General features: G+C 60.2%; 15 protein-coding genes. 5 read left to right on the forward strand and 10 right to left on the reverse strand.

The window, feature by feature from the left end:
* Positions 1-125 precede the first annotated feature (125 nt).
* The 7 genes from folK to dksA form a co-directional block, all read right to left on the reverse strand.
* Positions 126-611, reverse strand: coding sequence for a 2-amino-4-hydroxy-6-hydroxymethyldihydropteridine diphosphokinase (folK, locus tag JFT63_RS16360; RefSeq protein ID WP_198844306.1), 486 nt, complete (start codon positions 609-611; stop codon positions 126-128).
* Positions 612-613: 2 nt separating this feature from the next.
* On the reverse strand, positions 614-2017 hold the full coding sequence (locus JFT63_RS16365) for a polynucleotide adenylyltransferase PcnB (protein ID WP_057703327.1): 1404 nt from the start codon (positions 2015-2017) through the stop codon (positions 614-616).
* Positions 2018-2714: 697 nt separating this feature from the next.
* Positions 2715-4154 carry a sigma-54-dependent transcriptional regulator gene (locus JFT63_RS16370; RefSeq protein WP_198844307.1) on the reverse strand — a complete coding sequence of 480 codons (1440 nt, stop codon included), beginning with the start codon at positions 4152-4154 and terminating at the stop codon, positions 2715-2717.
* Between the two features lie 22 nt (positions 4155-4176).
* The gene (locus JFT63_RS16375; RefSeq protein ID WP_167346941.1) at positions 4177-7131 is read right to left on the reverse strand and encodes a sensor histidine kinase; all 2955 of its coding nucleotides are present in this window, start codon (positions 7129-7131) and stop codon (positions 4177-4179) included.
* Entirely contained in the window at positions 7115-7291 is a 177-nt protein-coding gene (locus JFT63_RS16380) for a hypothetical protein (RefSeq protein WP_003176118.1), read from the reverse strand. Before JFT63_RS16380 ends, JFT63_RS16375 begins: the two co-directional genes overlap by 17 nt.
* A 62-nt stretch (positions 7292-7353) precedes the next feature.
* A complete protein-coding gene (gluQRS, locus tag JFT63_RS16385; protein ID WP_186563140.1) occupies positions 7354-8241 on the reverse strand; it encodes a tRNA glutamyl-Q(34) synthetase GluQRS in 888 nt (295 codons plus the stop codon).
* 82 nt (positions 8242-8323) lie between these two features.
* On the reverse strand, positions 8324-8767 hold the full coding sequence (dksA, locus tag JFT63_RS16390) for an RNA polymerase-binding protein DksA (RefSeq protein ID WP_057703331.1): 444 nt from the start codon (positions 8765-8767) through the stop codon (positions 8324-8326).
* 319 nt (positions 8768-9086) lie between these two features.
* Here dksA and JFT63_RS16395 point away from each other — a divergent pair, with 319 nt between their 5' ends.
* Together JFT63_RS16395 and sfsA are read left to right on the forward strand one after the other, a co-directional pair.
* On the forward strand, positions 9087-10259 hold the full coding sequence (locus tag JFT63_RS16395) for a pyridoxal phosphate-dependent aminotransferase (RefSeq protein ID WP_198844308.1): 1173 nt from the start codon (positions 9087-9089) through the stop codon (positions 10257-10259).
* Complete coding sequence (gene sfsA, locus JFT63_RS16400; protein WP_186563136.1) at positions 10259-10972, forward strand: DNA/RNA nuclease SfsA; 714 nt, start codon at positions 10259-10261, stop codon at positions 10970-10972. Before JFT63_RS16395 ends, sfsA begins: the two co-directional genes overlap by 1 nt.
* On the opposite strand, the gene JFT63_RS16405 is transcribed toward sfsA, so the two are convergent.
* Entirely contained in the window at positions 10969-11286 is a 318-nt protein-coding gene (locus JFT63_RS16405; RefSeq protein ID WP_057703334.1) for a Rieske (2Fe-2S) protein, read from the reverse strand. The two genes, sfsA and JFT63_RS16405, sit on opposite strands and share 4 nt — an antisense overlap.
* Before the next feature lie 156 nt (positions 11287-11442).
* Between JFT63_RS16405 and JFT63_RS16410 the strand changes: the two genes are divergently transcribed.
* The 3 genes from JFT63_RS16410 to JFT63_RS16420 are packed head-to-tail and all read left to right on the forward strand — an operon-like array spanning position 11443 to position 14122.
* Positions 11443-12321 carry a heme/hemin ABC transporter substrate-binding protein gene (locus JFT63_RS16410; RefSeq protein WP_186563134.1) on the forward strand — a complete coding sequence of 293 codons (879 nt, stop codon included), beginning with the start codon at positions 11443-11445 and terminating at the stop codon, positions 12319-12321.
* Positions 12318-13355: a FecCD family ABC transporter permease gene (locus tag JFT63_RS16415; protein ID WP_057703336.1), complete on the forward strand. Its 1038-nt coding sequence runs from the start codon at positions 12318-12320 to the stop codon at positions 13353-13355. The genes JFT63_RS16410 and JFT63_RS16415 overlap by 4 nt, the downstream gene beginning before the upstream one ends.
* Positions 13355-14122 carry a heme ABC transporter ATP-binding protein gene (locus JFT63_RS16420; protein WP_198844309.1) on the forward strand — a complete coding sequence of 256 codons (768 nt, stop codon included), beginning with the start codon at positions 13355-13357 and terminating at the stop codon, positions 14120-14122. Before JFT63_RS16415 ends, JFT63_RS16420 begins: the two co-directional genes overlap by 1 nt.
* A 241-nt stretch (positions 14123-14363) precedes the next feature.
* Here the strand turns inward: JFT63_RS16420 and JFT63_RS16425 are convergent, their stop codons facing one another.
* Together JFT63_RS16425 and JFT63_RS16430 are read right to left on the reverse strand one after the other, a co-directional pair.
* Positions 14364-14636 (reverse strand): TfoX/Sxy family protein, encoded by a 273-nt coding sequence (locus tag JFT63_RS16425; RefSeq protein WP_005791418.1) that lies wholly within the window; start codon positions 14634-14636, stop codon positions 14364-14366.
* A 202-nt stretch (positions 14637-14838) separates the two neighbouring features.
* A complete protein-coding gene (locus JFT63_RS16430; protein ID WP_198844310.1) occupies positions 14839-15183 on the reverse strand; it encodes a pentapeptide repeat-containing protein in 345 nt (114 codons plus the stop codon).
* Between the last annotated feature and the right edge of the window lie 89 nt (positions 15184-15272).

Below are 15272 nucleotides of genomic sequence, written 5' to 3' on the forward strand. Positions count from 1 at the left end.
CACAGGTTTGGGGGGCACTGAATATCTAATGTGGGAGCTGGCTTGCCTGCGATGGCATCACCTCGGTGTGGCTGATACACCGTGTCGCTTGCATCGCAGGCAAGCCAGCTCCCACATTGACCGGGTCATTCTTGAGGGAGGCGTTCCAGGCCGACGAACGGGCAGGCGGTGAGCAGGTCGCTTAAACGCTGGCCGTCAGGCAACTGCAGGTCGGCTGGCGCCAACTCAGCCAACGGATACAGCACAAACGCGCGCAGATGCATCTGGTAGTGCGGCACCTTGAGGCGCGGCTCATCGATCAGGCGATCGCCGAACAGCAGGATATCCAGATCCAGGGTGCGCGGGCCCCACCGTTCGAGGCGTTCGCGGCCCTGATCGTTTTCTATAGCTTGTAGTGCATCGAGCAAGTCCAGGGGCACCAGGTGACTGTCCAGTGCCGCAACTGCGTTGGTGTAGCGCGGCTGGCCTGGCAGCAGTGAATCGCTTTGATAGAAGGCGGACACTCCGGCGAGGTGGGTGCCAGGCAATTGCGCCAACGCTTTGATCGCGTTGCGCAATTGCTGTTCCGGCGCTGCCAGGTTACTGCCCAGGCCTACGTAGATGCGCTCCACGTTTATTCGCCCGCGTTGCCCGAGGCATCGGCAGCGCTGCGTTTGCGCTTGCTGCCGCTGCGGCGACGCTTTTTCGGCCCTTCACTGGCGCCATCGCCTTTGCTGCCAAGCTCACGAATCATTTCGCGACGCTGGCTGTCGTTGGCGTCCTGATAGTCGGTCCACCATTCGCCCAGGCCATCGGTCTGCTCACCGGCGCTTTCGCGCAGCAGCAGGAAGTCGTAGCCGGCACGGAAGCGCGGGTTGTCCAGCAACAGGTCGGCGCGCTTACCGCTGCGACGCGGCAGGCGCTCCTGCATGTCCCAGATCTCGCGGATCGGCATGGTGAAGCGTTTCGGGATGGCGATGCGCTGGCACTGCTCGGCGATCAGCTCGTGAGCCGCTTCCTGCATGGCCGGGATCGGCGGCATGCCACGGTCCTGCAGGCGCAGTACGCGCTTGGGCAGGGCCGGCCACAGCAGTGCGGCAAACAGGAACGCCGGGGTTACCGGTTTGTTCTGCTTGATGCGCAGGTCGGTGTTGATCAACGCTTCGCTGATCAGTGTGTGCGTGTACGTCGGGTTGTATTCGAGCGCCTCGGCGCTGGCCGGGAACAGCGGGTCGAACAACTGCAGGTCGACGAGCATTTCGAAGGTGTCGGCGGCGTAGCCCGAGAGGAACAGCTTGAGCACTTCTTCGAACAGGCGTGCCGAGGGGATTTCGCGCAGCATGGGTGCCAGCTCGCGAATCGGCGCGGCGGTGTGCTTCTCGATGCCGAAGTTGAGCTTGGCGGCAAACCGCACGGCACGCAGCATACGTACCGGGTCTTCCTGGTAGCGTTGCGTCGGGTCGCCGATCAGACGGATCAGGTTGTTGCGAATGTCGTGTACGCCATTGGCGTAATCGAGGATGCGCTCGCTGACAGGGTCATAGTAAAGAGCATTGATGGTGAAGTCGCGACGTTGCGCGTCCTCCTCCAGAGTGCCGTAGACGTTATCGCGCAGGATGCGCCCGCTCTCGTTGCGGGAAGACTGGTTGGTGTCTTCCTCTTCGTCGTTTTGCGGGTGACCGGCGCGAAAGGTCGCGACCTCAATGATTTCGCGACCAAAGTGGATATGCACCAGCTTGAAGCGCCGGCCGATGATTCGTGCGTTACGAAACTCGGCGCGCACTTGTTCAGGCGTGGCGCTGGTGGCGACGTCGAAATCCTTGGGCGTGATATTGAGCAGCATGTCGCGTACGCAACCACCCACCAGATAAGCCTGGTAGCCGGCGTTCTGCAAACGTTCGACGATGTTCACTGCATAACGGCTGAATTGAGCGCGCTGCAACGAATGCTGGCTGCTGTTGAGCACTTCAGGCGTGCTGCGTTTGTGTTGCGTACGACGCAAGGGAGAACGGAATGACTGGAACAACTTCTTCAGCATGGGATGCACTGTTTGAAGGAATGTTCGGCCATAACGAAGAATGACCGCATGATGGGCGGGGATTCTAGCATTTAGTCAGGGGATGGTGTAGGAACAAGCTACAGGCATTGCGCCATAAGCGTTTGGAGGTCAAATTCCGGAAACTACAAGGGGAGCCGAAGCTCCCCCAGAAGTAGTTGCGTGCTCTATTTTTATTATTGATGTCGGGCTTCTTGTTTTTGTTGATCGCCCTCGCCATGAAGCTTCACCTTCATGACACTCCCAATCGAGAGTCAAGAGCAAACGGATTGCTTTGGTCGCTGTGTTGCTGATCTACGATCCAACCAGTTCAGGCTCTGCCTTAGGGCAGTTTTTGTTGTTCTCGGCCTGGTTGCGGGGCAAGCCCCAAATGCAACGCCTCTCCAAAAGAATCAGTTAGCTGCGCCTCCGCCGTGTTGTTTTTGTTATGCGTGAGTCGATTCGTCTTATTTTTATTGTCGTGTACAAAGCTTGTTATTGTTTTTGTACTAAGCATATAGCAGGGTGCGTGCCAACTTTTGCGCCGGCCAGCAAAATCAGGGGGTTGAGGTGGTTTTGCAGTTTTCGGGGCCAAAAAAAAGCCGGGGCTTCGTTACCTTAAGCCCCGGCTTTTGTTACGTGAAAAGTCAGCGGTAACAGTTTTTTCACATCCACAGGTGTTACCTGTGGGCGCGCCGCCTCAGCTTTCGCTGGCGACTCCGGTCTTGCGCCGCGGAATACCCAGGCGCTGGCGCCGTTCCCACAGGCACTTGCGACTTACACCCAGCTTGCGGGCCAGTTCGGTCTCGGTCATATGGTCCTGATGCTCCAGGACGAAATGCTGGAAGTAATCTTCCAGTGACAAATCCTCCGTCGGCTCATGGCTGGTATTGCTACCGCCGCCCTGTTGTGGGGCCAGGCCGATGAAGTCGTCGTCTTCCAGGTCGCTGAGCTCGATATCAATGCCCAAAAGCTCGGCGGAAATCTCCGGGCTCTCCGACAGAATCACCGCACGCTCCACGGCGTTCTCCAGTTCCCGCACGTTACCCGGCCACGAGTAATGCCGGATGGCCTGCTCGGCGTCCGCGGCAAACTTCAGGTCGGTACGGTTGATACGCGCGCTCTGTCGTAACAGGAAGGCATTGGCGATCTCGTTTACGTCGGCGCCGCGCTCGCGCAGCGCTGGCAATTTCAAGGCGATCACGTGCAGGCGGTAATACAAGTCTTCCCGGAACTGGCCGATCTTGGCCAGGCTCTTGAGGTCACGGTGCGTTGCTGCAATAAGCCGCACATCAACCTTTTGCGATTGCACCGAACCGACCCGGCGAATCTCGCCTTCCTGCAACACGCGCAGCAGGCGCGCCTGGGCTTCCAGCGGCAGCTCGCCGATTTCATCGAGGAACAAGGTGCCGCCGTCCGCCGCTTCGACCAGGCCGGCACGCCCGGCGCTGGCGCCGGTGAACGCGCCTTTCTCGTGGCCGAACAGTTCGGACTCGATCAGCGATTCAGGGATAGCTGCGCAGTTCACCGAGATCATCGGTGCCTTGGCGCGCTTGGACAGGTTGTGCAGGGCGCGAGCGACCAGCTCCTTGCCGGTGCCCGACTCGCCCTGGATCAATACATTGGAGTCGGTCGGCGCCACTTTGCGGATCTTGCTGTACAGGTCCTGCATGGGTGGGCAGGAGCCGATGATGCCGATCTCGCCGTTGCTGTTGTCCACGCCGGGCTTGTCGGCGCTGCTGGCCGCTTTGCCGACCGGGCGCTGTTCGGCAGGCGCGCTGCTGGCGGACGAACGGTCACGCAGAATGCGGGCGACGGCCTGGAGCATCTCATCGTGATCAAAAGGCTTGGCGATGTAGTCCACCGCGCCCATCTTCATCGAGTCGACGGCCGAGCGCAGGCTGGCGTAGCTGGTCATGATCAGCACCGGGGTGCCTTGGCCCAGCTTGATCAGCTCGGTGCCCGGCGCTCCGGGCAGGCGCAGGTCGCTGACAATCAGGTCGAACGTGGGAATGCTGAACCGCTCCTGGGCTTCCTGCACCGAGCCGGCTTCGCTGACCTGGTACTGATTTCGTTCAAGCAGGCGACGCAAGGCAGAGCGGATAATGGTTTCGTCTTCGACGATCAAAATGTGCGGCATTGATTCAATTCTCTCGACGGTCTCAGTTCACAGCGGACGTCGCTTCGACATGACGCGGCAAGGTCACCCGTATACGGGTGCCGCGTTGGCTTTGTGTGTCAGCCGGGCTGTCGATGGTGATTTGTCCATAATGCTCTTCAACGATGGAATAGACCAGTGCAAGGCCCAGACCGGTACCTTCACCGGGGTCCTTGGTGGTGAAGAAGGGTTCGAATAATCGGTCCATGATGTTCTGCGGGATGCCGCTGCCTTCGTCCTCCACGATCAGGTCGACCGTGTGCTCGAAAGCCTCGCTCTTGACGCGTACCGCACTGTGGGGCGGAGAGGCATCGCGGGCGTTGGACAACAGGTTTATCAATACCTGTGCCAGGCGTTGTGAGTCGCCGTCGACCCAATGGTCCGGATCACACAAATTAAAGAACTGTACTTCGAAATTGCGCCGGTTCAAGGCCAAAAGCCCAATCGCGTCCTGCGCGACTTCGGCCAGGCACACCGCTTCGTCCTGATTTTGATGCGCGCCGGAGTGGGCGAAGCTCATCAGTGACTGCACGATGCGGGACACCCGCTTGGTCTGTTCGAGGATTTGCCCGCTGATTTCGGTGATTTCACCGTCTTCCTCGCGCTCTTCGCGCAGGTTCTGCGCCAGGCAGGCGATACCGGTGATCGGGTTGCCAATTTCATGGGCCACGCCAGCCGCCAGGCGGCCAATACTGGCCAGGCGCTCGGAATGCACCAGCTTGTCTTCGAGCATCTGCGTGTCGGTGAGGTCTTCTACCAGCAAAACCAGGCCGCTGTTACCGGGGGCCAGGGGCTCATCGATGGCGGCTTTGTGCAGGTTGAGCCAGCGAGTCTGGCCATCGAGGGCCAGGTGCTGCTTGTGCAAGTGCTCGTCGGGCAGGTTGATGAAACCCTGCAGCAGTTCTTTCCACGGATCGGCGAGGGTGTTGAGCCGCGAGCCCACCACCCGTTGCGCGGCGATGCCGGTGAGTTCTTCCATGGCCTTGTTCCACATCAGGATTTCCTGGTCCTTGGCCAGGGAGCAGACGCCCATCGGCAGTTCCTGCAAGGTCTGGCGGTGGTAACGGCGCAAGGCGTCGAGTTCGGCAGCCAGGCCGGTCAGGCGTGAGTGGTAATCCTCCAGCCGGCTTTCGATGAAATGGATGTCTTCGGTCACGTAGTTTTCGCCGCCCGCCTTATAGGGCAGGAAGGTTTCGACCATGTCCTGGGACACGCTGGGGCCCATCAGGCCGGAGAGGTTGGCCTCGATCCGGTCACGCAGGCGGCGCAGGGCATAAGGACGGCGCTCGTCGAACGGCAGGTAGAGGTCACGCAGCGCTTGTTCGACTTCCTTTTGCGCCGCCTTGGCGCCCAGTGGCTTGGCCAGCTGCGTGGCAAACTCCTGGGGCGAGGCGGCGTGCAGTTCGCGGCGTTGCGGGCGGCGCACGTTGTCCACTGCGCAGGCTTCGGCGGCGCTGGTTTCTTCGGCACTGGCATTGGTGAACAGTGAGATCAGGGTAAACATCAGTACGTTGGCGGCCAGCGAGGCAATGGCCGCCATGTGCCAGCTGGTGTCGTCGAGCACGTAAATCATGTTCAGCAACGGAATGTAGAAGCCCTGCAAGTTGCCGACCAGCGGTAGCAGCATGGTGACGACCCACACCAGGATCCCCGCCAGCAGCCCGGCGATAAACCCACGGCGGTTGGCGGTCGGCCAGTACAGCACCGACAACACCCCCGGCAAGAACTGCAAGGTGGCCACAAACGCGACAATGCCGAGGTTGGCCAGGTCTTGCCCGGCGCCGAGCAGCAGATAGAACCCGTAGCCTGCGGTAATGATCGCGACGATCAGCGCACGGCGGGTCCATTTCAGCCAGCGGTAGATATTGCCCTCAGCCGGCGGCTGGTACAGCGGCAGCACCAAGTGGTTGAGTGCCATGCCCGATAGCGCCAGCGTGGTGACAATGATCAAGCCGCTGGCCGCCGACAAACCGCCGACATACGCCAGCAGTGCCAACGCCGGGCTGTTGGCGGCAATGCCGATACCCAGGGTGAAGTACTCAGGGTTGGTGGTGGCCCCCAGTTTCAGGCCGGCCCACAGGATTAACGGCACCGCCAGGCTCATCAGCAACAGGAACAGCGGCAAACCCCAGCTCGCGCTCACCAGCGAGCGTGGGTTGAGATTTTCGGTGAAGGTCATGTGGTACATGTGCGGCATCACGATCGCTGAGGCGAAAAACACCAACAGCAGCGTGCGCCAGGGGCCTTCCTGCAAGGGCGTGTGCAGCGCGGCGAGGGCGGTCTGGTTTTGCAGCAGCCACAGCTCCAGTTGTTGCGGGCCGTCGAACACCCCATAGAGCGCATACAGTCCAACGCCGCCAATGGCGATCAGCTTGATAACCGACTCAAAGGCAATCGCGAACACCAGCCCTTCGTGCTTCTCGCGGGTAGCAATATGGCGCGAGCCGAAGAAAATCGTGAACAGGCTGATCAGTGCGCAAAACGCCAGCGCGACGCGGTGCTGCACCGGTTCGCGGGTGAGGATGCTGATGGAGTCGGCTACCGCTTGAATCTGCAGGGCCAGCAATGGCAATACGCCGATCAGCATGAAAATCGTGGTCAGCGCACCGGCCCAGGTACTGCGAAAGCGAAAGGCGAACAGGTCTGCCAGGGACGATAACTGGTAGGTGCGAGTAATTTTCAGAATCGGGTACAGCAACACCGGCGCCAGCAGGAACGCGCCGGACACCCCCAGGTAACTGGACAGAAACCCGTAGCCGTATTGATAGGCCAGGCCCACCGTTCCGTAGAACGCCCAGGCGCTGGCGTACACGCCCAGGGACAAGGTGTAAGTCAGCGGATGGCGAATGATCGCCCGCGGAATCATTCCGCGCTCACTGATCCAGGCCACGCCGAACAACGCAGCCAGGTAGGCGGCGCTGATCAGCAGCATCTGGGTGAGGCTAAAGCTCATCGGCATCTTTTTGGCTCTGCAGGATGAAGGTCACAACGATCAGGATCAGCCACAGCAGATAAGGGCGGTACCAGGCGCCCGTGGCGTCGATCCACCAGTCCATGATGGCGGGGGAAAACAGGTAGATCCCGACGACCAGCAGCAGGACCAATCGATAGATGTACATATTGGCCTCTGATTAAAAATCTGCGGCGATGGTAACGGATGGCTGGCAACCTGCAAGCGCCTTCAACTCAATTGCGCTTCGGCCAGCGTGAGTGTGCGCGGGATCTGCGTAGCGTCCCAGTGCGCAATGCCCCAATCCAGCAGTTCGCGTGGGCTTGCGTAAAGCAGTTCGTCACCGGCTGGCTGGCCGAGGGCGCGCAGGGCTCTGAGCAGCAAAGGCGTGGCCTGGTCGGCGGTCAATGGTGGGGAGCGGTAGGACTTGCCCAGTTTGTTGCCGTCCGGCTGCACAATCAGCGGTACGTGCAGGTAACGAGGCTGGCGCAGGCCGAGCAGCTCTTGCAAGTAAAGCTGGCGCGGCGTGGAGTCCAGCAGGTCGGCGCCGCGCACAATATCGGTGATACCTTGCCAGGCATCGTCGAGGACCACGGCCAACTGATAAGCGTAGAGACCGTCGCGGCGCCGGATGATGAAGTCGCCGGCGTCGCGGCCCAGATGCTGTCGGAACTCGCCCTGCACGCGGTCGGTAAAGTGATATTCCAGTTCGGGAACACGCAGGCGGATCGCGGCATCCTGCTGTTCGTGGCCGGCATTGCGGCACAAGCCTGGGTAAATCCCGTGGTAGGGCTCCAATTGCTTGCGCGAGCAGGTACAGGCGTAGGCCAGGCCGTGGTTGAACAGGTCATTCAGCACTTTGGCGTAGGCGTCATGCCGATCGCTCTGCCGGACCAGTTCGCCATCCCATTCAAAGCCGTAGCTTTGCAGGGCATGCAGGATCGCTGCCTGGGCGCCGGGTTCTTCACGGGGAGGGTCGAGGTCTTCCATACGCATCAACCAGCGGCCATGGTGGGCGCGTGCGTCGAGGTAGGAGGCGAGGGCGGCAACCAGGGAGCCGAAGTGCAAATGGCCGCTGGGCGTGGGGGCGAAACGCCCGATATAGGTAGAGGCTGTCATGGGCGGATACTACTGCAAAACCGGTAAACGCCAGAAACAAAAATGGGGCGTTTGCACGCCCCATTTGTTCAGACCGGCAAGGTTACTTGCCGACCTGTTTTTCCTTGATTTCAGCCAAGGTCTTGCAGTCTACGCACAGGTCCGCGGTCGGGCGGGCTTCAAGGCGGCGAATACCGATCTCGACGCCGCAGGATTCGCACCAGCCATACTCTTCGTCTTCGATCAATTGCAGGGTCTTGTCGATCTTTTTGATCAACTTGCGCTCGCGATCACGGGCACGCAGTTCCAGAGCGAATTCCTCTTCCTGGCTGGCACGGTCTGCCGGGTCCGGGAAGTTGGCTGCTTCGTCCTTCATATGGTCAACCGTGCGGTCGACTTCCTGCATCAAGTCCTGCTTCCACTTCTTCAGAATATTGGAGAAATGCTTACGCATGGACTCGCTCATATACTCCTCACCCTTTGTCTCGACGTAGGGTGTGAAGCCGCTGAGGGCTGAGGATTGTTGTTGCTTTGCTTGGGTGGACATGAATAGACCGCCTCTCACTCTTCTAATCCATTGCGCAGGATTGCAACGTCACCGACACCTGCCGGCCCTGCGGCTGCAAGCGGGCGAACTTACCAGATAGATTCAGGGTGCGCTACTCCCGGTTGTCGAGCTCCAGGGCAAAGGGGTTGCAAACTGCAGCAGCCCGCCATGACTGGGTATGTATCGCCTCGAATGTTGATTTTAGCTGTTTTACGAGCGTGCGCAGGGTGCACTTGCAGCCCCAATCAGGCAATAGAGCATGTTTTACCGCGAGGGTTCGGTAGAATCCTGATTTTGTCCTAACCGTTAAGGAAGGCTAATGGCTCAGCCCTACAGTTCGCGCAGTCGCGCCATCGAACCTTTTCATGTCATGGCGTTGCTGGCCCGCGCCAATGAGCTGCAGGCTGCCGGCCATGACGTGATTCATCTGGAAATCGGCGAACCGGACTTCACTACCGCCGAGCCGATCATCCAGGCCGGCCAGGCTGCGCTGGCCAACGGCAAAACCCGCTACACCGCTGCCCGTGGGGTGCCCGAGTTGCGCGAAGCCATCAGCGGGTTTTACCAGCAGCGCTACGGTTTGAGCGTCGATCCCGAGCGTATCTTGATTACGCCCGGTGGCTCCGGTGCGTTGTTATTGGCCAGCAGCTTGCTGGTCGACCCTGGCAAGCACTGGCTGCTGGCTGACCCAGGCTACCCCTGCAATCGACACTTTCTGCGACTGGTCGAGGGCGCGGCGCAACTGGTGCCGGTGGGCCCCGAGGTCCGCTATCAGTTGACCGCCGATCTGGTCGCCAGGCACTGGGACCAGGACAGCGTGGGCGCGCTGGTTGCATCCCCGGCCAATCCTACCGGCACAGTCCTCACACGGGATGAGCTGGCAGGCTTGTCGAGTGCAGTCAAAGCGCGTAACGGCCACTTGGTGGTGGACGAGATCTACCACGGTCTCACCTACGGCACTGATGCGGCCAGCGTGCTGGAGGTCGACGATGACGCCTTCGTCTTGAATAGTTTTTCGAAGTATTTCGGCATGACCGGCTGGCGCCTCGGTTGGCTGATAGCGCCTACCGCTGCGATCAGCGAATTGGAGAAACTGGCGCAGAACCTCTACATCAGTGCGCCGAGCATGGCTCAGTACGCTGCCTTGGCCTGTTTTACCCCGCAGACCCTGAGCATTCTTGAAGAGCGTCGAGCCGAATTCGGTCGGCGTCGTGACTTTTTGCTGCCAGCCTTGCGTGAGCTTGGATTCGGCATCGCCGTGGAGCCAGAAGGCGCGTTCTACTTGTACGCCGATATCAGCGCGTTCGGCGGCGATGCCTTCGCGTTCTGCCGTCACTTTCTGGAAACCGAGCACGTGGCGTTTACACCCGGGCTGGATTTCGGCCGTTATCAAGCGGGCCATCATGTGCGTTTTGCCTACACGCAAAATATTGACCGGCTGCAACAAGCGGTGGAGCGCATCGCTCGTGGCCTGCGGAGCTGGCAAGGCTGATGCGCTTTCATCCTCACCTCGAAGAAGGGCGGCTGATCCGCCGCTACAAGCGCTTTCTTACCGATATCGAAACCGTTACCGGCGAGTTGCTCACCATTCATTGCCCGAACACCGGCTCGATGCTCAATTGCATGGTCGAAGGTGGCCAGGTCTGGTTCAGTCGCTCCTCGGACCCCAAGCGCAAGTTGCCGGGCACCTGGGAAATCGCCGAGACGCCGCAGGGGCGGCTGGCGTGCGTCAACACCGCACGGGCCAATCAGTTGGTGGAAGAGGCGCTGCAGGCTGGCGTGATCACTGAACTCAAGGGCTTTACGGCGCTCAAGCGTGAAGTGCCGTACGGTCAGGAGAAGAGTCGCATCGACTTTCGCCTGGATTACCCGCAGGGTGCCGCTTTCGTTGAGGTCAAGAGCGTCACCCTGGGCTTCGATGGAACGTCGGTGGCGGCTTTTCCTGATGCGGTGACGCAGCGCGGTGCCAAGCACTTGCGTGAACTGGCTCATCTGGCGCGTGAAGGTGTGCGGGCGGTGCAGTTGTATTGCGTGTGTCTATCGGGTGTTGATGCGGTGCGCCCAGCGGTGGAAATTGACGCCGGTTACGCTGCGGCATTACGCGAGGCCAAGGCCGCGGGTGTCGAGGTGTTGGCATACGGCGTGCGGGTCACGCCGCAAGAGATGTACGTCGAGCACCGCCTGAAGGTTTTGCTGGGCGACTAGAGTTCTACCCACAAGCCTTGTTCATCCTCATGGCCGGGCAGGGCGGTGAGACTTTGGCCTGCGCAAGGGCCGGCAATACACTCGCCGCTCTCGATCAGGAACAGAGCGCCATGGGTCGCGCATTGGATCAGACTGGCGCTGGCGTCGAGGAAACTGTCGGGCTGCCATTCCAGCGGGATGCCGCGATGGGGGCAGCGGTTACGATAGAAGTAGGCAATGCCGTCCCGGCGCACTGCCAGCAGTTTGTGGCCGTCGATATCAAAACCACGGCTGCTGTTGGGTGCGAGGTCGCTTGAGGGGCAGAGAAACTTCATTTCAATCCTTAAGTGCCTTGACGTGCAAATGCAAACAATTATCAAATGCCCGCTTCGCCCGTCAGCTGACTGGGTGCTCATTACGATGTTCGGCAGCGGTTCTCTGTCACATTGATGAGTACCTGAGTGGCCCTGCCCTAGGAAGGAAACCCTGTTATGCGCCTGAGTACCAGCGCTATTGCGCTTGTTGCCTCATTGCTGGTCAACCACGGGGCACAAGCCTCTGAACTGCCACAACGCTGGGTCAGTGCAGGAGGGGCGCTATCGGAATGGGTGACGGCTTTGGGTGGCGAATCTAAATTGGTCGGGGTCGACACCACCAGCCAGCATCCGCAGTCGCTCAAGGCGTTGCCGAGCATTGGCTACCAGCGGCAGCTGTCGGCTGAAGGCATTCTCAGCCTGCGCCCGCAAATTCTTGTGGGCACTGAGGAAATGGGGCCGCCGCCGGTACTGGCGCAGATTCGCAATGCCGGCGTGCAGGTTGAGCTGTTTTCGGCCCAGCCGGATTTGCCGACATTGAAAGGCAACCTTGAACATTTGGGAAAACTGCTGGGCAGTGAGGACCAGGCAGATGCGCTCTTTGCCCAATACGGTCAGGCGCTGGAGCAGCAAAAAACCTGGGTGACCAAGGCCCAGGCGACGCAAAAGGCTCCGGGCGTACTGTTGCTGCTGGGCCATGCTGGTGGCAAGCCGCTGATTGCCGGCAAGGACACGGCCGCCGATTGGATATTGCGGCAGGCAGGCGGACGAAACCTGGCCACGCACTCGGGCTATAAGCCTTTTTCAGTCGAGTCTTTGGCGGGGTTGAGCCCTGATGTATTGGTGTTTGCCGATCGTGCGCTGACCGGTGATGCGGCGCGTGCAGCCTTGTTCAAGGAAAACCCGATTCTCGCGTCGACACCGGCAGCCAAGGGTGGGCGCGTGTTTGAGTTGGACCCGACCTTGCTGGTAGGTGGCCTGGGGCCGCGGTTACCGGAAAGCCTGGTGAAACTTTCCGCCGGGTTTTATCCGTCCCAGGCTAAATCGGCTCCATGACTACTCTGCTTAAGCCCAAGACGCTTTTTATTGGTCTGTCGCTGCTGTGTGTCTTGGCGATCTGGCTTTCATTGGCTCTCGGCCCGGTCAGCTTGCCATTGATCGATACGCTCAGGGCCGCATTAAGGCTTGTGGGCGTGCCGATTGAGGCCGCGGGGCTGGAGCAGGCGGAATTGATCCTGGGGCAGATTCGCCTGCCGCGCACCCTATTGGGGCTGGCGGTCGGTGGTGTGCTTGCGTTGTCGGGTGTGGCGATGCAGGGGTTGTTTCGCAACCCGCTGGCCGATCCCGGGTTGGTGGGGGTGTCCAGCGGTGCCGCGTTGGGGGCGGCGGTGGCGATTGTCGGCGGGTCGTTGTTGGGTGGGCTGCCGGATGCGTTCGGCCCCTATTTGTTGTCGCTGTGCGCATTTCTGGGTGGCCTGGGCGTTACCGCACTGGTGTACCGGTTGGGACGTCGCAATGGCCAAACCAATGTCGCAACAATGCTGCTTGCCGGTATCGCGCTGACGGCCCTGGCCAGTTCAACGGTGGGGCTGTTTACCTATCTGGCCGACGATGCCACCTTGCGCACCCTGACGTTCTGGAACCTGGGTAGCCTCAATGGCGCGAGCTATTCGCGGTTGTGGCCCTTGCTGCTGGTGAGCGCGGGTGTGGCGCTGTGGTTGCCGCGCCGCGCGAAGGCGCTGAACGCATTGTTGCTGGGTGAGTCGGAGGCCAATCATCTGGGGGTTGATGTTGAAGGGCTCAAGCGTGAGTTGGTGCTCTGCACGGCCCTGGGTGTTGGCGCAGCCGTGGCGGCGGCGGGCATGATTGGTTTTGTCGGTTTGGTGGTGCCACATCTGGTGCGGCTGCTGGCGGGGCCGGATCATCGGGTGTTGTTACCGGCGTCAGTGCTGGCAGGTGCGAGCCTGCTGTTGTTTGCTGATCTGGTGGCGCGCTTGGCGTTGGCGCCGGCGGAACTGCCGATCGGTATTGTCACTGCGTTTATCGGTGCGCCATTTTTCCTCTATTTATTGTTACGAGGGCGCGCCTGATGCTGCGGGTAGAAGCGTTGCAGATTCGGCGCGGTGCTGAAACCGTGTTGTCCGATGTCACCCTGGACCTGGTACCGGGTGAAGTGCTGGGCGTGTTGGGCCCCAATGGCGCGGGCAAAAGTACCTTGCTCGGAGCGCTGTGCGGAGAGTTGTTGCCTGATCAGGGCAAGATCTGGCTGGACCAGCAAGAGCTGAAGAACCTGGGAGGGGCGCAACGTGCCCAGCGCCTGGCGGTATTGCCACAGACCTCCACCCTGGACTTTGCCTTTCGTGTCGAAGAGGTAGTGGGCATGGGGCGCTTGCCTCATCAGTCCGGGCGAGTGCGCGATGATGAAATCATCTGCGCGGCGCTGCACGCGGCGGATGTGGGCCACCTGAGTGGTCGCAGTTACCTGGCCCTGTCGGGCGGCGAGCGACAGCGGGTGCACCTGGCGCGGGTGTTAGCGCAGTTATGGCCGGGTGAGGCGGGGCAAACGCTGTTGCTGGACGAGCCAACGTCGATGCTCGATCCCCTGCACCAGCACACCACCTTGCAGGCGATTCGCCGCTTTGCCGACAGAGGCGCTGCGGTGCTGGTGATCCTGCATGACTTGAACCTGGCGGCGCGTTACTGCGACCGGATTCTGCTGTTGGAGAGCGGACGCCCCCATGCCCTGGATACGCCCGCAAAAGTCCTGCAACCTGAGCCGCTCAAGGCCGTGTTTGGCCTGGATGTGCTGGTACAGCCGCATCCGGAGCGTGGGCATCCGTTGATCATTGCGCGCTGAGTCAGTAATTCGCAGGCAAAAAAAGACCCGGCAAGAGCCGGGTCAAATAACCGTGATTAGCCTGATGAGGAGATAATCTGAGAGTCCGAACCAATGGTCTTTCAGTTATCGGCTGATCTCGCGACCAGTTGTGATAATCATAACGATTCTCATTTGAGAGTCAACTATTGTTTTATCAGCTCATCGAATTTTCTCAAACGCTCGTTTGTAATACGGGTAAACATTGGGCTTGAGGGAAGATCTAGTTTTTCTGGCGCGCTGACAGAGCGTCCAACTGGCGGTTCAGCGCCTCCTTGCGTTCAGAGGGAAGGTCGTTCCAGTGCACATCCATCAACGCGCCTTCAATTGCGTACAACAGGACTTTCGAAGCTCGGAAGCCGCGAGTCCGTACGGCTCGGTAAGCATCGACCGCGCCCAGGCGGCGCAAGTCAGACGCGCTGTGGATACCCACCGCATGCAGCCACTGCGCTGACGTCTTGCCGAGGTTTTTCAGGTGTTGCAGCTCATCGTTCATCAAGCCTCCTTGCGACGGCCGAATGGTGCGGTGGGTATCGTGACCAGGCAGCCTGAAAATGAGTGTAGCGCTCAGTAGGAAAAACGCAGTTCTTTGGGCAGGAGCGGCTGAAAAGCTTATAAGAATGTGGCGATGCTTTAGCTGAAGGGCAGGCGGGAAACGCCCGGCTCGCTTTAGGCGAAGCCGGGGCTCAGAAGGGGGGTTACTTGATGCGGTAGCGCAGGCGAGTGCCGAAGTTGACTGACATCAGGATCTCGTCAGCCGTGAGCTCGGGTGGGAAGTAAGTGCCGGAAATCTGCGCGTGAGCCAGGCTGGCGCCTTCCAGCGAACAGTCGCGTAAGTCCAGGCCGCGCAAGTCGGCAGAGCGAAAATAGGCGTCGGTGAAGTCAACACCTGCGGCGTTCAGGTCTCGCAGGTCCAGCCCTCGGAAGTCGCCACCGCGCATGTCGATGGGGCCGTCTTGAGGGCGCTGCTGGTTGAAGCCTCGGATGTCGTCCTTGTGCAGGAGCGCATAGAGCGGGGTATCAAGAAGCTTGGGCTGACTCACGATAGCGACTCCTGTTGGGGATGATGTCATTATAGTGGCTCTATTGCTCGGTCGTGCGCCAATGTAGGCGACACGACCAAGAAATATTT

Origin of the sequence: Pseudomonas sp. MF7453 (assembly GCF_016405455.1) — a bacterium.
Classification (GTDB): Bacteria; Pseudomonadota; Gammaproteobacteria; order Pseudomonadales; family Pseudomonadaceae; genus Aquipseudomonas; species Aquipseudomonas paralactis.